18 protein-coding genes are annotated in these 17,161 nt (G+C 72.8%); 15 read left to right on the plus strand and 3 right to left on the minus strand.

From position 1 onward, the window contains the following. The first annotated feature begins 29 nt into the window (after positions 1-29). A complete protein-coding gene (locus tag ACZ4XX_RS19925) occupies positions 30-1,625 on the plus strand; it encodes an FAD-binding oxidoreductase (protein ID WP_468509170.1) in 1,596 nt (531 codons plus the stop codon). 31 nt (positions 1,626-1,656) lie between these two features. Next, positions 1,657-2,538: a diacylglycerol/lipid kinase family protein gene (locus tag ACZ4XX_RS19930; RefSeq protein ID WP_468509171.1), complete on the plus strand. Its 882-nt coding sequence runs from the start codon at positions 1,657-1,659 to the stop codon at positions 2,536-2,538. Positions 2,539-2,662: 124 nt separating this feature from the next. On the opposite strand, the gene ACZ4XX_RS19935 is transcribed toward ACZ4XX_RS19930, so the two are convergent. Beyond that, on the minus strand, positions 2,663-3,151 hold the full coding sequence (locus ACZ4XX_RS19935; protein WP_468509172.1) for a MarR family winged helix-turn-helix transcriptional regulator: 489 nt from the start codon (positions 3,149-3,151) through the stop codon (positions 2,663-2,665). A 100-nt stretch (positions 3,152-3,251) separates the two neighbouring features. On the opposite strand from ACZ4XX_RS19935, the gene ACZ4XX_RS19940 reads away from it, so the two are divergent. After that, the gene (locus ACZ4XX_RS19940; RefSeq protein WP_468509173.1) at positions 3,252-3,788 is read left to right on the plus strand and encodes a DoxX family protein; all 537 of its coding nucleotides are present in this window, start codon (positions 3,252-3,254) and stop codon (positions 3,786-3,788) included. Between the two features lie 49 nt (positions 3,789-3,837). Continuing rightward, a complete protein-coding gene (locus ACZ4XX_RS19945) occupies positions 3,838-4,485 on the plus strand; it encodes an alpha/beta hydrolase (protein WP_468509174.1) in 648 nt (215 codons plus the stop codon). Positions 4,486-4,498: 13 nt separating this feature from the next. Here ACZ4XX_RS19945 and ACZ4XX_RS19950 read toward each other — a convergent pair whose 3' ends face one another. Continuing rightward, positions 4,499-5,038 carry a MarR family winged helix-turn-helix transcriptional regulator gene (locus ACZ4XX_RS19950; RefSeq protein ID WP_468509175.1) on the minus strand — a complete coding sequence of 180 codons (540 nt, stop codon included), beginning with the start codon at positions 5,036-5,038 and terminating at the stop codon, positions 4,499-4,501. 124 nt (positions 5,039-5,162) lie between these two features. Continuing rightward, positions 5,163-6,527, minus strand: a complete 1,365-nt coding sequence (locus tag ACZ4XX_RS19955) for an MFS transporter (RefSeq protein WP_468509176.1) — start codon at positions 6,525-6,527, stop codon at positions 5,163-5,165. Between the two features lie 291 nt (positions 6,528-6,818). Here ACZ4XX_RS19955 and ACZ4XX_RS19960 point away from each other — a divergent pair, with 291 nt between their 5' ends. The 11 genes from ACZ4XX_RS19960 (at position 6,819) to ACZ4XX_RS20010 (ending at position 17,052) form a co-directional block, all read left to right on the plus strand. After that, positions 6,819-8,303 (plus strand): aldehyde dehydrogenase family protein, encoded by a 1,485-nt coding sequence (locus ACZ4XX_RS19960; protein ID WP_468509177.1) that lies wholly within the window; start codon positions 6,819-6,821, stop codon positions 8,301-8,303. A 146-nt stretch (positions 8,304-8,449) separates the two neighbouring features. Continuing rightward, positions 8,450-9,394 (plus strand): VOC family protein, encoded by a 945-nt coding sequence (locus tag ACZ4XX_RS19965; protein WP_468509178.1) that lies wholly within the window; start codon positions 8,450-8,452, stop codon positions 9,392-9,394. After that, positions 9,391-10,188 carry an aspartate dehydrogenase domain-containing protein gene (locus ACZ4XX_RS19970; protein WP_468509179.1) on the plus strand — a complete coding sequence of 266 codons (798 nt, stop codon included), beginning with the start codon at positions 9,391-9,393 and terminating at the stop codon, positions 10,186-10,188. Before ACZ4XX_RS19965 ends, ACZ4XX_RS19970 begins: the two co-directional genes overlap by 4 nt. Before the next feature lie 143 nt (positions 10,189-10,331). Beyond that, positions 10,332-11,084, plus strand: coding sequence for an alpha/beta fold hydrolase (locus ACZ4XX_RS19975; RefSeq protein WP_468509226.1), 753 nt, complete (start codon positions 10,332-10,334; stop codon positions 11,082-11,084). Then, a complete protein-coding gene (locus ACZ4XX_RS19980; RefSeq protein WP_468509180.1) occupies positions 11,075-11,596 on the plus strand; it encodes a cupin domain-containing protein in 522 nt (173 codons plus the stop codon). The genes ACZ4XX_RS19975 and ACZ4XX_RS19980 overlap by 10 nt, the downstream gene beginning before the upstream one ends. After that, the gene (locus tag ACZ4XX_RS19985; RefSeq protein WP_468509181.1) at positions 11,589-12,344 is read left to right on the plus strand and encodes an SDR family oxidoreductase; all 756 of its coding nucleotides are present in this window, start codon (positions 11,589-11,591) and stop codon (positions 12,342-12,344) included. The genes ACZ4XX_RS19980 and ACZ4XX_RS19985 overlap by 8 nt, the downstream gene beginning before the upstream one ends. A 19-nt stretch (positions 12,345-12,363) precedes the next feature. Beyond that, positions 12,364-13,152 carry an SDR family oxidoreductase gene (locus tag ACZ4XX_RS19990; protein ID WP_468509182.1) on the plus strand — a complete coding sequence of 263 codons (789 nt, stop codon included), beginning with the start codon at positions 12,364-12,366 and terminating at the stop codon, positions 13,150-13,152. Between the two features lie 9 nt (positions 13,153-13,161). Continuing rightward, entirely contained in the window at positions 13,162-14,796 is a 1,635-nt protein-coding gene (locus tag ACZ4XX_RS19995) for a thiamine pyrophosphate-binding protein (RefSeq protein ID WP_468509183.1), read from the plus strand. 55 nt (positions 14,797-14,851) lie between these two features. Continuing rightward, a complete protein-coding gene (locus ACZ4XX_RS20000; RefSeq protein ID WP_468509184.1) occupies positions 14,852-15,787 on the plus strand; it encodes a PDR/VanB family oxidoreductase in 936 nt (311 codons plus the stop codon). A 28-nt stretch (positions 15,788-15,815) separates the two neighbouring features. Next, on the plus strand, positions 15,816-16,040 hold the full coding sequence (locus tag ACZ4XX_RS20005; protein WP_468509185.1) for a recombinase-like helix-turn-helix domain-containing protein: 225 nt from the start codon (positions 15,816-15,818) through the stop codon (positions 16,038-16,040). 1 nt (position 16,041) lies between these two features. After that, a complete protein-coding gene (locus tag ACZ4XX_RS20010) occupies positions 16,042-17,052 on the plus strand; it encodes a Rieske 2Fe-2S domain-containing protein (protein WP_468509186.1) in 1,011 nt (336 codons plus the stop codon). Positions 17,053-17,161: the final 109 nt, after the last annotated feature.

Raw genomic sequence — 17,161 nt, forward strand, 5'->3', positions numbered from 1 at the left:
TGAAACAGACCGTTAGGAACCCTTTCGAAGTGGACATGTTGTGGAGCGGTTGGGGCGACCCGGCCAAGGCGGCACCCCTGCCCGACTCGGTCACCGGCCTCCTGCGTGACCTGCTCGGCGTCACCCCGCGCGAGAGCGGCCCGGCGGCCCTCGCCGACATCGAAGCGCCGACCCCGGCGCTGCCCGACGAGGCCCGCACCGCGCTGCGCGCCGCCCTCGGCGCGCCCGACGCCCTGCGGGAGGACGCCGAGAGCCGCATCCGGCACACCCGCGGGAAGTCGACCCCCGACCTGCTGCGCATCCGCGCCGGCGAGGTCGACGACATCCCCGCCGCGGTCGTGCTCCCGGGCGACCATGACGAGGTCCTCGCCGCGCTGCGCGCCTGCGCCGAACACGGCGTCGCCGCCGTGCCCTTCGGCGGCGGCACCTCCGTCGTCGGCGGCCTCGCGCCCACCACGAAGCGGCCGTTCGTCGCGCTCGACCTGCGGCGACTCGACCAGCTGCTCGCCGTCGACGAGGTCTCCCGCACCGCGACGCTGCAGCCCGGACTGCGCGGCCCGCAGTGCGAGGCGCTGCTCAACGAGCGGGGCTGGACCCTCGGACACTTCCCGCAGTCCTTCGAATGGGCGACCGTCGGCGGCTTCGCCGCAGCCCGTTCCAGCGGCCAGGCGTCGGCCGGATACGGCCGCTTCGACGAGATGGTCCTCGGTCTGACGGTCGCCACCCCCGAAGGCACCCTGGAGACCGGCCGGGCCCCGCGCTCTGCGGCCGGCCCCGACCTGCGGCAGCTGATCCTCGGCTCCGAGGGCGCCCTCGGAGTGATCACGGCGGTGACCGTGCGCATCCGTCCCCTGCCCGCGAAGCGGATCTACGAGGGCTGGCGCTTCGCCTCCTTCGAGGCCGGCACGGCGGCACTGCGCCGGCTCGCCCAGGACGGCCCGCGGCCCACGGTGCTGCGGCTGTCCGACGAGTCGGAGACCTTCATCGGCCTCGCGCAGCCGGACGCCATCGGCAGCACCGAAGTCCCGCAGAACCCGGGCTGCATGGCCATCGTCGGCTACGAGGGCACCGAGGAGGAGACGATGGCCCGCCGCGCCGTCGCCCGCGAGGTCCTCCTCGCCTGCGACGGTGAGCTCATCGGTGAGCAGCCCGGCGACAAGTGGGAGCACGGCCGGTACGACGCGCCCTACCTGCGGGACGCGCTGCTCGACGCCGGCGCGTTCGCCGAGACGCTGGAGACCGCGGCCTTCTGGTCCGCCATTCCCGGCCTCTACGCGGCCGTCCGGGACGCGCTGACGAGCACCCTCACCGAGGCCGGCACGCCGCCGCTCGTCATGTGCCACATCTCGCACACCTACGAGAACGGCGCCTCCCTGTACTTCACCGTCGTCTCCGCCCAGGGGGAGGACGCCGTCGCGCACTGGGAGCCGGTGAAGCGGGCGGCCAACGACGCGATCCTGGCCGCGGGGGGCACCATCAGCCACCACCACGGCGTCGGCACCGACCACCGCGACTGGTACGCCCGGGAGATCGGTCCCCTCGGCATCCGCATGCTGCAGGCCGTCAAGGCCGAGGTCGACCCCTCCGGTGTGCTCAGCCCCGGAGTTCTCATCCCCGTCCGCTGATCCCTACTTCTGCCGCCCGGAGGCCAGATCCATGCGACAGTTCACCGCCGTCGTCAATCCCACCGCAGGGGGTTCCAGCGGCACGGCGGGTCTGCTCCCGCTGGCCCGTCTGCTGCGGGAGGCGGGTGCCAGGCTCGACACCGTCTACAGCCGCAGCCTGGAGCACGCCCGCGAGCTCGCCCAGGACGCCGGAGCGCAGGGGCACGTCGTGCTCGCCGTCGGCGGTGACGGCATGGCCGGCTGCGTCGGCGGTGCGCTCAGCGGTACGGACACGGTCTTCGGCCTCGTCCCGGCGGGGCGCGGAAACGACTTCGCCCGCGCCCTGGGCCTCCCCACGGACGCCTCACGGCTCGTCGAGATACTGCTCCACGGCGAGCCGCGGGCCGTCGACACGATCGAGGTGGAGTCCGCCGTGCACGCGCGGACCTGCGTCCTCGGCAGTGTGTACGCGGGCGTCGACGCGGTGGCCAACCGCCACGCCAACGCCTCCAAGGTGCTGCGCGGCGCGGCCTCGTACTACGCGGGCGGTCTGCGGGCGGTCCTCGCCTGGAAGCCCGCCGCGTACCGCGTCACCGTCGACGGGGTGCGGCACGGGCGCACCGGGTACACCGTGGTCGTGGCGAACTCGGGCTACTACGGGTTCGGGAGGAACGTCGCACCGGGTGCGCGGATCGACGACGGGCTGCTCGACGTCGTGATCATCAAGCAGGCACCCAAGCGGCTCTTCTTCGCCATGATGAACGAGCTGAAGACGGGCGTGCACGTGAACCGGCCCGAGGTCGAGATCCTGCGCGGCAGGGAGGTCCGCCTCGAAGCGGACCGCCCTCTCCCGTACGGCGCGGACGGCGAGGTCGACGCGGTCCTGCCGGTGACCCTCAGGGTCCGCCCCGCGGCCCTCAACGTCCTGGCCTGACCGGGACGTCCGCAGGCCCCCGTCGCGCATCGGGGTGCCGTTCCCGCCGACCGCCGTTCCCGCGCTGCTCTTCGGCAGGGCGGGGACGGCGCAGGCGTGTCCGCCCCCGTCCGTGGAGGTCCCGTCACCTCGCCAGGGGTGCGGACGGTGAGGGGGCGTCCCCGCGCAGCCGATGCCCCACGGTCTCGAGGGCGTCGGCGAGCAGGGCGATCTGCTCGGGTTCGAGGGCGTCGATGAAGAGCTCGCGGACCAGGGCGACATGCCCGGGAGCGGCGTCGTGGAGCGCCCGGCGCCCCTCCTCCGTCAGCACCGCGAACGTTCCGCGTACGTCGGTGGGGCAGTCGCGCCGCCGCACCAGACCGGCCTTCTCCAGCTGGGTGATCTGGTAGGTGAGGCCGCTCTTGGAGGTGAGCACGGCGTCGGCGAGCTCCGTCATGCGCAGTTCGCCGTCCGGCGTCGCCGACAGCCGCACGAGGACCTCGTACTGGGGATGGGAGAGGCCCTCGTCGCTCTTGAGCTGCTGCTCGACGCGACGGGACATCAGACTGCTCGCCACGAGAAAGCCCTGCCAGGCGCGCATCTCGACCTGGCTCAGCCAGCGTGGTTCGTCCATGGGGCCACCCTACCTTTGTTGTTCACATTCGAATCAGTAGGTACAGTCACTGCACAATTCAAATTTGAACTACCTGATCCCGACACGAAGGAACCACCCCGTGACCTCCCCCGCGATCGACCGCACCGGCACGGCTGCCGCCCCGTCCCACACGTACGACATCGGACTCCTGGTCCTGCGCCTGGCCGTCGGCCTCACCATGGCCGTCCACGGCGGCCAGAAGCTGTTCGGCTGGTTCGGCGGCGGCGGTGTCGACGGCACCGCGCAGTTCTTCACCTCGGTCGGCTACCCCTCCGGGGAGGCGCTGGCCGTCATCGCGGGGCTCACCGAGATCCTGGGCGGAATCGGACTCGCCCTCGGTCTGCTCACCCCGCTGGTGGCCGCCGGCCTCGTCGGCACCCTGGTCAACGCCCTGGCGGTGAAGACGGACGCCGGGTTCTCCTTCTTCGCCCCTCAGGGAGTGGAGTACGAACTGCTCCTGACCGCGGCCGCCGTCGCGCTCGCCCTGACCGGTCCCGGCCGCCACGCCGTCGACCGGTTCCTGCCCGTGCTCCGATCGCACCGCCTCGTACACGGCGTGCTCGCGGTGGTGCTCGGCGCGGTCGTGGCCGCCGTCGTCCTGATGGTGCGCGGATAGCGGTCCGGGCACGGACGCGGCGCTGGACCGACACAGAAAGGAACGCAGCATGTCCCATCCCGTCATCAGCTGGTCGGCCGGCGAGGAGGAGCGGGCCGGTACCCCGCTGGTCGTCGCCCTGCACGGCCGCGGCGCCGACGAGCGGTCCTTCGCCGGGCTCGCGCCGCACCTCCCGTCCGGGACGACCGTCGCCTCCGTCCGGGCGCCCGTTCCGGAGGGCGGGGGATACGCCTGGTTTGCCAACCGCGGCATCGGACGCCCGCTGCCGGACTCCCTCGCGGAGACCACCGACCGGCTCTTCGGCTGGCTCGACACCGTGGAGGCGCGGCACTCCTCCGTCGCCGTGCTCGGGTTCTCCGGAGGGATGGCCATGGCGGGCGGCCTCGTCCTGGCCGCACCGCGGCGCTTCTCCGCCGCCGTGCTGCTGTCCGGCACCCTGCCCTGGGACGCCGGGCTGCCCGAGGAGGCCGGCCGGCTCGCCGGGCTCCCGGTCTTCTGGGGGCGCGACACCGCGGACACGGTGATTCCCGCCGATCTGGTCGCGCGTACGGGGGCCTGGCTGCGTGAGCGGTCCGGAGCCGAGCTGCGTGAGCGGACCTATCCGGACATGGGTCACGGCGTCTCCGTCCAGGAGATCCGCGACATCCACGACTTCCTGGCGACCGTGGCCCCGCGCGGCCCGGCCGGAGGGTCGTGACCGTCCCCGCCCGCTACGCCGTGGTGCCGGTCGCCTCCTCGTCGGAGGCGACGATCGACACCTCCAGCTTGCGCAACAGTCGTGCGAGCTGCCGGTGCTCGGAGGGCGACAGGCCCGCGAGCATCCGCCGCTCGTTGTCGAGGTGCTCGGCGAACACCACGTCCACCGTCGCGAGGCCCTTGTCGGTGAGGCGGGAGTAGACGACCCGGCGGTCGTCGTCGTCCCGTTCCCGGACGATGAGGCCGTCCTTCTCCAGGCGGTCGATCCGCAGCGTCACCCCCGCCGACGACACGAGGCCCGAGTCGGCGAGCTGCCCCGCGGTCAGCCGGTGGGGGTGCCCCGCGCGCCGCAGCGCGGTCAGCACGTCGAAGCCGGCCACGGACAGGCCGTGGCGTTCGATCGAAGCCGTGAGCCGGGTGTTGTAGCGCAGGTAGGAGCGGTGCAGGCGGGCGAGGACCTCCAGCGGGCCGGTGTCCAGCTCCGGCCTCTCCCGCGCCCAGTCCTCGATCACGCGCGCGACGGCGTCACGGTCCGACGGCCTCGATGCAGCCATGCTCTTCCCCTCGTCCTGCGTCGTCCCCCGACTTCTCACAGCACTGAGAATCTTAGTCCTGAGGTGAAAACGGGCGGGCGCCCGCTCCGTCGCGGGCGCCCGCTCCCTGTCCGGCCGGGCCAGTTCAGGCGTTGAGCTCCTCCAGCGTCCTGCCCTTGGTCTCGACGGCGAAGCAGGCGATCGCGGCACCCACGGCAGCCACCACGGCGAGCTGCGCGAAGACGAGGGCCAGGCTGCCGCCCGCGCCGATGATCGCGCCGACGGTCACCGGGCCGAGGATGACGCCCAGCCGGTTCCACACACCGCCGAACGCGGCGCCCTTGGCCCGGTTGGACGTGGGGTAGAGCTCGGGGGAGTACAGGTAGAGACCCGCGTTGATCGCGTAGAGGAAGAAGGTCGTACAGGAGGCGAAGACCGCCACCTGGCCACCCGAGGTCGCGCCCGCCAGGGCGAGCACGCCGAGCGAGAGCACGGTGCCGACGAGCGCGCCCACCAGGGCGGGCCTGCGGCCGACGCGGTCGATCAGGAGGGCGACGACGAACGTGCCGAGCAGGCCGGTCACGTTGCTGAGCAGGCTGTAGACGAGGGCGGTGGTCAGGTCCAGGCCGAAGGTCTTCGTGTAGAGCGAGGGCAGCCAGGTGGAGATGCCGTGGTTGACGTAGTAGGCGACGAACCACAGGCCCGACACGACCACGGTCCGCCGGAGGTAGCGTCCCCGGAACAGATCGCCCAGCCGGCCGCCGGCCGGCTCGTCGGCCAGGTCCGCGGCGGGGGCGGGCAGTGCCTCGGAGGTGGAACGGGCGACCTCCGCCTCGATGCGCGCGATGACCTCCTCCGCCTCCTGGACGCGTCCGCGGGACAACAGCCAGCGCGGGGACTCGGCGACCTGGCGGGGGAGTGCGGCGGCGAGCAGCACCGGGATCGTGCCGATGACGAACATCGCGCGCCAGCCGAAGTGCGGGACCACCCACACGGCCACCAGGGTGGCCGCCGCGAGCCCGGCCGGGAAGATCATCTCGTAGAGCAGGACGAACCGGCCGCGCTTGTCGGAGCGGGCGATCTCGTTGATGTACGTGGCGGCGACGGGGACGACCCCGCCGATGCCGAGGCCCTGGACGAAGCGGAAGAGCGAGAACGTCTCGATGCTGCCGGAGAACGCGACGGCGAGGCTGGCGAGGCCGGTGACCCCGACTCCCAGGGCGACGGTGCGGACGCGGCCGATGCGGTCGCCGAGCCAGCCGGCCGCCAGGGCGCCGAGCAGCATCCCGATCGAGGCGGCGGTCACCGCGAGGGTGGCCTGTCCGGTGGTGAGGTGCCACTCCTTCATCAGGACGGGCAGCGCGGACGCGGCCAGGAGCTGGTCGAACGCCTCGAAGAAGGTGACGGCGCCGATCAGGAACCGGACCTTGACGTGCCACCGGGAGTGCGGAAGTCGTTCGAGTCGCGCGGCTACGGAGCCGAGGGCCTGCTTACCGGCCACAGTCGTCATGGAGGGGGTCCTTCCGCGGGCAGGGGAGTTGCCGAGACAGTAGGGGTCCTTATCTAAGCGGTCAATGGTTAAGCGCCTAGAGATCTCTGTCTCGCGGGCCCGGTAGCCATCATCGGCGCCGCGAAGGGCGTGCTCAAGGCTGATTCGGCAACGATCTCGACTCGGGGGCTTGTCGAGAATTAGTTAAGCGCTTAGATTTCTAGCGCTTCGACGATTCCGGTTCCGGATCGGGCCGGACTCTGTCCAGGCCCGGAGCCAACTCCCCTTCCGCCCCTGCCCGGAGGTCCACCCGTGCCGCTCCTTCCCACCGACATCCTGATCGCGGGCCAGTGGCGACGCGGTGCGGGCGAGCCCGTCGACACCGTCGATCCGGCGACCGGACGCGTCCTCGCCACCGTCCACTCCGCCTCCGTCGCCGAGGTCGGCGAGGCGGCCGAGGCGGCGGCGCGGGCGGTGGCGGACCCCGCCTGGCGGGACCTGCTCGCCCACGAGCGCGCCCGCCTCCTGCACCGGATCGCCGAGCTGACCGAGGAGGCCGCCCCCGAGCTCGCCGCCGTACAGACCGCCGACACCGGCAAGACCCTGACGGAGACCCGGGCCCTCGCGCTCAGCGCGGCGGGCACCTTCCGGTACATGGCCGCCGCCCTGGAGACGGCCGAGGACACGATCACCCCGTCCCGCGGCCCGTACGTCACCATGAGCGTCCACGAACCGATCGGCGTGGTCGGGGCGATCAACCCCTGGAACTCCCCGGTCGCCAGCGACGCGCAGAAGATCGCCCCCGCGCTCGCCGCCGGCAACGCCGTCCTCCTCAAGCCGGCCGCCTGGACCCCCCTGGTCTCCCTCGCCCTCGGCCGGCTGATCACCCGGGCACTCGACGAGTTCGGCCTGCCCACCGCCCTCCTGTCGGTACTGCCCGGCAGCGGCCGGACCGTCGGCGACGCCCTCGTACGCCACCCCCTCGTCGCCCGGATCGGATTCACCGGGGGCACCGGGACGGGCCGGTCCATCGCCGCGATCGCCGGCGAGAAGCTGGTCCCCGCCTCGCTGGAGCTCGGCGGCAAGTCGCCGACGATCGTGCGCGCCGACGCCGACATCGAGCAGGCGCTGGCCGGGGTGCTGTTCGGGATCTTCTCGTCCAGCGGCCAGTCCTGCATCGCCGGCTCGCGGCTCTTCGTGGCACGCGAGATCCACGACACCTTCGTCGGCGAGCTCGTCGAGCGGGTCCGCAAACTGCGCGTCGGCCCCGGCACCGACCCCTCCACCCAGGTCGGCCCCCTGGTGCACCACCGCCACCGCGACTCGGTCGCCGCCTGGGTCGACCTCGCCCGCTCCGAAGGCGCGCGCGTGCTCTGCGGCGGGTCGGCGCCCGCGGGGGAGCGGTACCAGGACGGCGCCTACTACCTCCCCACCGTCCTCGACGGCCTGCCGAACACCTCCCGCACCTGCCGGGAGGAGATCTTCGGCCCGGTCCTCGTCGCCCTCCCCTACGACGACGAGGACGACCTCGTCCGCCAGGCCAACGACTCCGTCTACGGCCTCGCCTGCGGCATCTGGACCCGCGACCTGCGCGCCGCCTGGTGGATCGCCCGCCGGATCGAGGCGGGCACCGTCTGGATCAACACGTACAAGCAGTTCAGCGCCGCCACCCCGTTCAGCGGGTGGAAGGACAGCGGCCTCGGCACGGAGAAGGGCCGGGACGCGATCCGCGCCTACCAGCGGCAGAAGTCCCTGTACTGGGGCACCACGGACACCCCCCTTCCCTGGGCCGGCTGACCGGCCCGGCCCCCCGAGCCGCCGTCTGCCCGGACCCGCCCACCCGAGCCGCGTGCCCGGCCCCCCGAGCCGACTGTCCGGGCCGACCATCCAGGCCTGCCCCCCGAGCCGACTGTCCGGGCCCGCCCGCCCGACTGGAGAGACCCATGCAACCGTCACCGCCCGGCCCGATCGCCCGGCTCCGCTCCCTGCGGTACGTCGAGCTGCACACGCCCGCCTTCACCGAGGCCGCCGACTTCTACGAGGAGGTCTGGGGGCTCGAGACCGTCGAGTCCGACAGCGGCGCACGGTGGCTGCGCGGCACCGGCGACGAGCACCACGTCCTGCACCTGACCGAAGGCGAGCGCGTGGGCCTCGGCCGGCTCGCCTTCGCCGTCGCCACCCCCGCCGAGGTCGACGAGGCCGCCCGGCGCCTCGAAGCACGGGGCATCGTCCCCGTCTTCGGCCCGGGCCCCCTCGACCAGGCGGGCGGTGGCTACGGCCTGCGGTTCACCGACCCCGAGGGACGCCTCGTCGAGATCAGCGCCCACGTCGAGGCGGTCGCCCCGCGCGGACGGGACGGCGCCGTGCCCGTCGGGGTCACCCACGCCGTGCTCAACACCGTCGACATCGACGCCGCCGTCGCCTTCTACCGCGAGGTGCTCGGACTGCGCGTCTCCGACTGGTCCGAGCACCAGATGGCCTTCCTGCGCTGCAACGCCGACCACCACTGCATCGCCTTCAACCAGGCCGAGTGGACCTCGCTCAACCACGTGGCGTACGAGATGAGCTCGGTCGACCACTTCATGCGCGGCCTCGGCCGGCTCCGCCACCACGGCATCACCCCCCAGTGGGGACCCGGCCGCCACGGTCCCGGGAACAACACCTTCTCCTACTTCACCGACCCCTCGGGACTGGTCTGCGAGTACACCTCCGAGGTCGCGCAGATCGTCGAGGACACCTGGATCGCCCGCGTGTGGCGACGGGTCCCGGAGCTCTCCGACCTGTGGGGCACGGCAGGACCGCCGTCGAAGGAGATCCGCCGCCACATGGCGGGCTCGCCGGACCCCGGCCCGCTCGCCCCCGTCGACGCCGGGAAGGACCACGCATGAGCACCGTACGCAAGGTCGGAGTGGTCGGCTGGGGCGCGATCGGCCGGATCGTCGGCACCGCGCTCGCCGACGGGCAGGTGGACGGCGCCGAGCTGGTGTGCGTCGTCGACAACCGTCCGCTCGGCGACGCGGCGCCCGCCCCCCAGGTTCCCTTCGAGGAGGCGCTGGAGCTCTGCGACCTCATCGTGGAGGCCGCGGGCCAGGGAGTCGTACGGGAGTGGGGCGAGCGGGTGCTCGCCTCCGGCACCGACCTGCTCGTCGCCTCCAGCGGCGCGATGACCGACGAGGAGCTCGCGAAGCGGCTGCTCGCGGCGGGACCGGGCCGGGTGTACTTCACCGGCGGCGCCGTCGGCGGACTCGACCTGCTCCAGGCCGCCCGCTCGCTCGGTCCCCTGGACGAGGTCCGGCTGACCACCACCAAACTGCCCTCGACCCTCGAACAGCCCTGGATGGACGAGGAGTTGCTCGACCGGATGCGGACGGCGACCGGCCCGGTCGAGGTCATGACCGGAACCGCCCGCGAGATCCCGGCGAAGTTCCCCAAGTCGACCAACGTGGCCGCCTCGGTCGCGCTGGCCGTCGGCGACCTGGACGCTGTGCGGGTCCGGGTCGTCGCCGACCCCGCGGCGCACCACACGCGCCATGTGATCGAGGCGTCCGGCGCGCACGGGTCGTACCGCTTCGAGGTCGCCCACCTGCCCGACCCGGGCAACCCGGCGACCAGCCAGGTGGTGCCGTACGCGGTCCTGCGCGGGCTCGCCGCGCTGGCCGGCCGGACGGGCCAGATCCTGTGAGCGCCGAAGCCCTCGGCACGGTCTCCCCGGACGCCCTCACCCCCGCCTCCCCGGACGCCCTCACCCCCGCCTCCTCCGACGTCCACGCCCTCGTCTCCACGGACGTCCACGTCGAGGAGGCCGGCGACCGCGGCCCCCTCCTCCTGTGCCTGCACGGCATCGGCTCCTCGTCGGCCGCCTTCGCCCCCCAGCTCGCCGAACTCTCCTCGTACGCACGGGTCGTCGCCTGGGACGCCCCCGGGTACGCCCGGTCGCCCGACCCCGAAGTCCCCCTCACCCTCGACGACTTCGCGGACACGGCGGCCCGGCTGATCCGGCAGCGCGGCGGCAGCGCCCATGTGCTCGGCGTCTCCTGGGGCGGCGTGATCGCCCTGCGGCTCGCCGCCCGCCACCCGGAGCTCGTGGCCTCGGTGATCGTCGCCGACTCCAGCCCCGGCTCGGGTACGGACGGGACGAAGGCCGCGGGCATGCGGGCCCGCGCCACCGAGCTCGCCGCACTCGGCCCGCGCGCCTTCGCCGAGGCCCGCGCCCCACGCCTGCTGTCACCCGGCGCCCCGGCCGCACTGGTCCGGCGGATCGTCGACACCATGGCGACCTCGGTACGGCTCCCGGGCTACGGGTACGCCGCCGAGTCCATGGCCTCGGCCGACCTCCGCGCCGAACTCCCCACGATCGCCGCGCCCTCGCTCGTCCTCTGCGGCGACCAGGACCGGGTCACCGGCATCGAGGGCAGCCAGGCCATCGCCGGAGCCCTCCACAAGACCGCCTTCGTGATCGTCAAGGACGCCGGTCACCTGGCCAACCAGGAGCAGCCCGGGCGCTTCAACGCCTGGGTCCTCTCCCACCTCCAGATCACCGCACGCACCCCCGAACAGGAGCTCTCCCCATGCCTCTGACCACCACCGCGTACGACAACGGCGACGACCTCGCCGCGTACACCGACTCCCTCATCGCCACCAAGGCCTCCCGGGTCGCCGACTTCGACACCCTCTCCTTCCAGGAGAAGGCCGGCCAGCAGTTCCGCCGCGGCCAGATCCGCTACGTCGGCTCCGGCGCCACCGGCAACCACGAGGGCGACAGCCGCATCATCCCGTCCGGTGGCTTCACCTTCTCCAACATGCTGCTGCCGCCCGGCGCCGAGGGCCCGGCCCACACCCACCACGACGTCGAAGAGGCCTTCTTCGTCCTGGAGGGCGAGGTCAAGGTCGGCATCCACCGCGGCCCCGACGAGACCGAGTACCGGACCCTCGGCTACCGCGACATGATCGTCGTCCCGGCCGGCGTGACCCGCTCCCTGAAGAACGAGGGGGACACCGACGCCCTCTTCTGCGTCGTCATCGGCACGCAGAAGCCGCAGGTCCCCACCTACCCCGAGTACTCGCCGATGCACGGCGTCACCCGTGGCTGACCTGCCCCCGGCCGAGGCGCGCACCGTCGTCGTCACCGGAGCGGGCCGTGGCCTGGGACTGGCCATGGCCCGCCGGGCCGGCGAGGACGGCTTCCGCGTCGTCGTCGCCGAACTGGAGCGGGAACGCGGCGAGCGCGCGGCCGCGGAACTGCGCGCGGAGGACATCGACGCCCGCTTCGTACGCTGCGACGTCGCCGACCCGGAATCGGTGGCCGCCCTCGCGGCCGCCGTGCGGGAGATCGGCCCGCTGTACGGCCTGGTCAACAACGCGGCGCTCGCCAACGGCGTGGGCGGCAAGGAGTTCCAGGACATCGACATCGAGGTGTGGGACCGGCTGATGACGGTCAACGCCCGCGGCCCCTGGCTGGTCTCCAAGGCCCTCCACCCGCTCTTCGCGACGCCGGGCCGGATCGTCAACATCGCCTCGGACGCCGCCCTCTACGGCTCCCCGCGCCTCGCCCACTACATCGCCTCCAAGGGAGCGGTCATCGCCCTCACGCGGGCCATGGCACGCGAACTCGGCGACAAGGGGATCACCGTCAACGCGGTCGCCCCCGGACTCACCGAGTGCGAGGCGACCGAGACCGTGCCCGCCGAGCGGCACGACCTCTACCGCGCGCACCGGGCCGTCACCCGGCCGCAGCAGCCGGACGACCTCACCGGGATCGTCTCCCATCTGCTCGGCGAGGAGTCCCGCTATCTGACCGGACAGGTGATCGCCGTCAACGGCGGCTTCACCATGAACTGACAAGCAGGAGAAACCCGTTATGGATCTGGGCCTCGCCGACCGCACCATCGTGGTCACCGGCGGCAGCTCGGGCGTCGGCCTGGCCACGGTCCGCGCCCTGCTCGACGAGGGCGCCCGTGTCGCCACCTGCGGACGTGACGCCGACCGTCTCGCCAAGGCCGCCGCCCGGCTCGGCGCCGGACGCGACCGCCTGCTCACCGGCGTCTGCGACGTCCGGGACGCCGACGCCGTGGACCGCTTCGTCCACGCCGCCGCCGACACCTTCGGCGGCGTCGACGGACTCGTCAACAACGCCGGACAGTCCCGCATGAAGGGGCTCGACGACTCGACGGCCGAGGACTGGCGCGACGAACTGGAGCTCAAGTTCGCCGGGGTACTGAACCCCCTGCGCGCCGCGCGCCCGTTCCTCGCCCGCTCCGGAGCGGCGAGCGTCGTCAACATCAACGCGGTCCTCGCCAAACAGCCCGAACCCCGCCTCATCACCACCAGCGCCGCCCGCGCCGGCATCCTCAACCTCTCCAAGTCCCTGTCCGCCGAACTCGCCGGCGACGGCATCCGGGTCAACTCCGTGTGCCTGGGCCTCATCGACACCGGCCAGTGGACCCGCCGCCACACCGCGGCCGGCACCGGCACGAGCTACGAGGACTGGCAGGCGGACCTGGCCGCCGACCGGGGCGTCGCCCTCGGCCGGCTCGGCCGGGCCGAGGAGGTCGCCTACGCGGTCGTCACCCTGCTCTCCCCCCGCGCCTCGTACATCACCGGCACCAGCATCGACGTCTGCGGCGGCGTCGGTCGCTCCATCCTCTGAGGAGACACCATGCGTCACGACAACGGAGGCGATCTCCTCGTCGCCGTCCTGCGCGAACTGGGCATCGACACCGTCTTCGGCATCGTCAGCGTGCACAACCTGCCGCTCGTCGAGGCCGTCGACCGCGAACTCCGCTTCGTCCCCGTACGCCACGAGGCATCGGCCGTGAACGCCGCCGACGCCTACGGGCGGGCCCGCGGCTCCCTCGGCTGCGCCCTGACCTCCACCGGAACAGGCGCGGGCAACGCCGCCGGCTCGCTGATCGAGTCGCTGAGCGCCGGCAGCTCCGTCCTGCACGTCACCGGACAGATCGAGAGCGAATTCCTCGGCAGCGGACGGGGTTTCATCCACGAGACCAAGGACCAGCTCGGCATGCTCACCGCCGTGTCGGCCCACGCCGCGACGGTGCCGGACACCGAGCGGGCCGGCCACATCCTGCGCGCGGCGGCACGGGCCGCGCTCGGCGGGCCCGGCGGAACCGGAGGACCGGCGAGCGTCGAATGGCCCGTCGACCTCCAGTACGCGCCCCAGACCGACGGCCCCGTCGTCCCGGAGCACCCCGCGCCGCCCGCCCCCAAGGACGGTCAACTCGCCGCCGCCGGAGCACTCCTGGCCGCCGCCCGCCGCCCGCTCGTCTGGGCCGGCGGTGGCGCCACCGGGGCCCGCCCCGAACTCGCCCGGTTCCTGGAGGCGACCGGAGCGGGACTGCTCACCTCCAACTCCGGCCGCGGCACCGTGCCCGAGGACCACGAGCAGGTCATCGGCAACTTCGCCACCACCCCCGCGGTCCGCGCGCTGCTCGCCGAGGCGGACGTCCTCGTCACCATCGGCACCCACTTCCGCTCCAACGAGACCGCCGACTACACCCTCGAACTGCCCACGGCGCACCTCCAGATCGACGTCGACGCGGCGGCACTCGGCCGGGTCTACCCCGTCGCCCATCCGCTGCACGGCGACGCCGCACCCACCCTCACGGCCCTGACCCGGCACGCCACGCCCGCCGAGGACGGCTGGCGGGAACGCGTCCGCGCCGTCCGCGAGGAGGTACGGACCACCCTGCACGACGCCATCGGACCACAGGCCGCGATCTGCGACGCCCTCCGCGCCGCACTGCCCCGCGAGGCCGTCGTCGCCCGTGACGTCACCATCCCCTCCAGCAGCTGGGGCAATCGCCTCCTCGAGATGTACGACCCGCGGGACAACGTCTTCCCGCGCGGCGGCGGCATCGGCCAGGGCCTCGGCATGGGGATCGGAGCGGCCGTCGGGCGGCCCGACGCGCCCACCGTCGTCCTCGCCGGCGACGGCGGACTCGCCGTCCACCTCGGTGAACTGCTCACCCTCGCCCAGGAACGGCCCCGGCTCACCCTGATCGTCTTCAACGACGGCGGATACGGCGTGCTGCGGAACATGCAGGACCGCCACAGCGAGCGCCGCTCCGGCGTCGACCTGGTCACCCCCGACTTCGAACTGCTCGCCCGCGCCTGCGGTCTGCCGTACCTGCGGATCGCCGCCGAGGAACACGCGGCGCCGGTCATCACCGAGGCCGTCGCCTCGGACGGGCCGACCCTCGTCGAGGTCGACCTCGCGGCCCTGGGCCCGATGAAGAACCCGTTCACCCCACCCGTACGGATCCCGGGCCGGTAATCCGGTCCCGTCCCGCACCCGCACTGCCCGATCGCCGGTAAGGAGGCACCAGGCCATGAGCGAGAACCCGCTGCAGCTGATCGTCCACCGCATGACATGGGAGGCCGAGGGCGTACTGTCCGTCGAACTCACCCACCCCGACGGGAAACCCCTGCCCGCCTGGACGCCCGGCGCCCACATCGACGTCCACGTCGACGGCCGGATCCGCCAGTACAGCCTGTGCGGTGACCCGCAGGAGCAGGGCACGTACCGGATCGGCGTCCTCGACGAACGCTCCTCGCGCGGTGGTTCGCGCTTCGTCCACACCCGGCTCCGCCCCGGACAGCCCGTGACGGTCTCCGCACCGCGCAACCACTTCGCCCTGGAGGACGCCGCCTCGTACGTCTTCGTCGCCGGGGGCATCGGCATCACCCCCCTCCTCGCGATGGCCCGCGAGGCCACCCGCCGGAGCGCCGAGTGGCGCATGGTCTACGGCGGCCGCAGCCGCGACTCCATGGCCTTCACCGCCGAACTCGCCCTGCTCGACGGCGATGTGACGCTCGTCCCGCAGGACGAGCTGGGCCACATCGACCTGGACGGTGCGCTGACCGGGCTGCCCGACGGCGCGCTCGTGTACTCGTGCGGCCCCGAACCCCTCCTCTCGGCCGTGGAGGAGCGCTGCCCGGAGGGCCGCCTCCGACTGGAACGGTTCGCCGCCCCCACCGTGGAACGCACCGGAGCCGACGAGGAGTTCGAGGTCGAGTGCCGCGCCTCGGGACTGACGCTCCGGGTCGACGCGCACACCTCGATCCTCGACGCCGTCGAGAACGCCGGGATCGGCGTCGACAGCTCCTGCCGCGACGGCATCTGCGGCTCCTGTGAGACCAGGGTGCTCGACGGCACGCCCGACCACCGCGACTTCCTGCTCAGCGAGGCGGAGCAGGCCGCCGGCGCCACCATGATGATCTGCGTCTCACGGTGCGCCTCCGGCCGGCTCGTCCTCGATCTGTGACCCTTCCCCCGCCTGCTCAGGAGAGACCGTGACCGACACCTGGCCGTACCTGGACGTCCACCAGTCCCGTACGCACGAGCCCACCCCGTACGAGTACAAGCTCGCCGCCACCCTCGAAGAGGTCTTCAGCCACGAGGGCCACGAACTGACCGACGTGGTACGCGGACTCAACGCCCGCAAGGTCCACACCGCCGACGGAACGCCGTGGACCGAGGAGTCCTTCCGCGCCGAGATGAACCGACTGGGAGCCTGACATGACGCTGTCGTCCACCGCCGCCGCGGACCGCATCTACGCCACCGGTCTGCGCAACCAGTGGCACCCCGTCGTCCCCTCGCGCTTCGTCGCCCCCGGCGCCATGCGGAAGGTGACCGCGCTCGGCGAACAGTGGCTGCTCTTCCGGCGCTCCGACGGAACGCTCGCCATGCTCGCCGACCGCTGCCCGCACCGCGGAGCGCCCCTGTCCCTGGGCAGGCACCTCGGCGACCGGGTCGCCTGCTGGTACCACGGCGTCGAGGTCGGCACCGACGGCACCGTGACCTCGGTCCCCGGTCTGCCGGGCTGCAACCTGGAGGGCAAGAAGCTGGTCACCTCGCTGCCCGTACGCGAGGTCGGCGGCGCGATCCTCGCCTGGTTCGGCGACGAGCAACACCCCGAACCGGCCGAACCGACACTCCCCGAACCGCTGACGGACCCCGCCGTCGACGCGTTCCTCTGCTACGCCGAGTGGGACGTGCCCTGGCGGTACGCCGTGGAGAACCTGCTCGACCCCATGCACGGGGCGTTCCTCCACCACGAGTCGCACACCATGTTCGCCGGCGACACGACCGCCAAGTTCCGCATCCGCGAGACCGACCGCGGCTACTTCTTCGAGAAGACCGACCAGCGGGGCGTCAACTTCGACTGGGTCGAGCTGTGCCGCACCGGCGTCGACTGGGTCGACCTGTCCATCCCGTACCCGCCGTCCGCCGGCCCGGGCGGCCCGTTCGGGATCGTGGGCATGGTCTGCCCCGTCGACGAGCAGCGCTCCGGGGTCTTCTTCTGGCGTTACCGCCGCGTCGAGGACTGGCAGCGCGCGACCTGGCGCTTCCTGTACAGGACACTGATCGAGAAGCGCCACTGGGAGGTTCTGGAGCAGGACCGCGTGATGCTGGAGGCCATGCCCGCCGACGCCGACCAGCGGGAGAACCTGTACCAGCACGACCTGGGAGTGGTACGGCTCCGCCGCCTGTACCGTGCGGAGGCCGAGGCGCAGTCGTCTGCCTGACGCCATGGGGGGCGGACGCGAGAACCGCGGGTCGCGTTCTCCGCCTCGGGAACCATTCCCCGGGGCGCGCTCCTCCTGTGGTCGGACACCGCGATGGCCGGGGGAGGGA

It is taken from the genome of Streptomyces sp. NPDC029956, assembly GCF_055574655.1.

What these genes read in the sequence shown, in the direction of transcription:
- ACZ4XX_RS20010 (WP_468509186.1), top strand. Translation starts at nt 16,042, where the DNA reads ATGACGCTGTCGTCCACCGCCGCCGCGGACCGCATCTACGCCACCGGT.
- ACZ4XX_RS19945 (WP_468509174.1), top strand. Translation starts at nt 3,838, where the DNA reads ATGTCCCATCCCGTCATCAGCTGGTCGGCCGGCGAGGAGGAGCGGGCC.
- ACZ4XX_RS19970 (WP_468509179.1), top strand. Translation starts at nt 9,391, where the DNA reads ATGAGCACCGTACGCAAGGTCGGAGTGGTCGGCTGGGGCGCGATCGGC.
- ACZ4XX_RS19980 (WP_468509180.1), top strand. Translation starts at nt 11,075, where the DNA reads ATGCCTCTGACCACCACCGCGTACGACAACGGCGACGACCTCGCCGCG.
- ACZ4XX_RS19995 (WP_468509183.1), top strand. Translation starts at nt 13,162, where the DNA reads ATGCGTCACGACAACGGAGGCGATCTCCTCGTCGCCGTCCTGCGCGAA.
- ACZ4XX_RS19930 (WP_468509171.1), top strand. Translation starts at nt 1,657, where the DNA reads ATGCGACAGTTCACCGCCGTCGTCAATCCCACCGCAGGGGGTTCCAGC.
- ACZ4XX_RS20000 (WP_468509184.1), top strand. Translation starts at nt 14,852, where the DNA reads ATGAGCGAGAACCCGCTGCAGCTGATCGTCCACCGCATGACATGGGAG.
- ACZ4XX_RS19955 (WP_468509176.1), bottom strand. Translation starts at nt 6,527, where the DNA reads ATGACGACTGTGGCCGGTAAGCAGGCCCTCGGCTCCGTAGCCGCGCGA.
- ACZ4XX_RS19965 (WP_468509178.1), top strand. Translation starts at nt 8,450, where the DNA reads ATGCAACCGTCACCGCCCGGCCCGATCGCCCGGCTCCGCTCCCTGCGG.
- ACZ4XX_RS19935 (WP_468509172.1), bottom strand. Translation starts at nt 3,151, where the DNA reads ATGGACGAACCACGCTGGCTGAGCCAGGTCGAGATGCGCGCCTGGCAG.
- ACZ4XX_RS19990 (WP_468509182.1), top strand. Translation starts at nt 12,364, where the DNA reads ATGGATCTGGGCCTCGCCGACCGCACCATCGTGGTCACCGGCGGCAGC.
- ACZ4XX_RS19950 (WP_468509175.1), bottom strand. Translation starts at nt 5,038, where the DNA reads ATGGCTGCATCGAGGCCGTCGGACCGTGACGCCGTCGCGCGCGTGATC.